The organism is Pseudomonas sp. EL_65y_Pfl2_R96 (assembly GCF_963970905.1).
In the GTDB taxonomy this organism is placed as follows: Bacteria; Pseudomonadota; Gammaproteobacteria; order Pseudomonadales; family Pseudomonadaceae; genus Aquipseudomonas.
On sequence record NZ_CAXAQH010000108.1, the window covers coordinates 1 to 853 of the forward strand.

Annotated in this window: 2 protein-coding genes; both read right to left on the bottom strand. The window is 68.1% G+C overall.

The features are described 5' to 3' along the window. A partial coding sequence (locus AACY49_RS29675; protein ID WP_339527744.1) for an ATP-binding protein occupies positions 1-205 on the bottom strand: 205 nt, incomplete at its 3' end. Then, positions 192-853 (bottom strand): Mu transposase domain-containing protein (locus AACY49_RS29680; protein ID WP_445262674.1); only part of this gene is annotated, 662 nt, incomplete at its 5' end. The genes AACY49_RS29675 and AACY49_RS29680, both read right to left, overlap by 14 nt.

Consider the following 853-nt stretch of genomic DNA (forward strand, 5'->3'; position numbering starts at 1 on the left):
TCACGACCGGCAGTCTGGCAGCCGTCATGCGGTAGCGGATCGAAGCGGCGTGGCGATGCGCGCCTTCGGCGCGCAACAGATCGCTCAGGATCTCCATCGCGGTGCGCTTGCGCTGAACGCCGGTGGTGACGGCCTCGTCGAACGCACCCGCCATGCCCTTGAGCCCGAGTCCGCGCATCGCGTCGATCATCTCATGCCGCTGCATGGAGGCCTCGCAGGCTGTCGTAGCGGGCGCAGTTGGCGACCGGCGGGTGCATCAGCGCCAGATCCTCAGGCGTTACGATGGATGCGGGCCGGGGCGGCTCTCGCCGCCGTGACAGGATGTTGAGCACGACCTCGTCGCTGACCGCACCGGCGTCGAGCGCTTCGCGAACGGCGCCCTCGACGGCATCCAGACCATCGCTGAGGACGGCCGCAAGAACGCGGACGAAGCGCCGATCGGCATCGTCGTCGCTGCCAAGCTTGCGGCGCAGCCGAGCGAGCGCAGGCGGAAGATCCCAGCCTTGGAACGGCGCTCCGTTCCGCAGCGCACCGGGCTTGTTCACCAGCACCGGCAGGTAATGCCAAGGGTCGTAGATCGTCCGATCGCGACCGAAGAACCGAGGATGATCGGCGATCACCTCGTCGCCCATCCGCACGACGATCCGATCGGCATAGGCCCGGACCTGGACCGCACGACGCACCGCCTTGGCGGCGACCGAGTAGCGGTTCCGGTCGAAGCTGATCAGGCAGGTTCCGGTCACCGCATGCTGCGTCTCGTGGAAGCCGTCGAACGATGCGAGCATCGGCTGGAGCGCGGGCCGCTCCAACTCCAGCGCCTGCGCGACCGTCATCTCCTTGTGCTCGGGGTGCG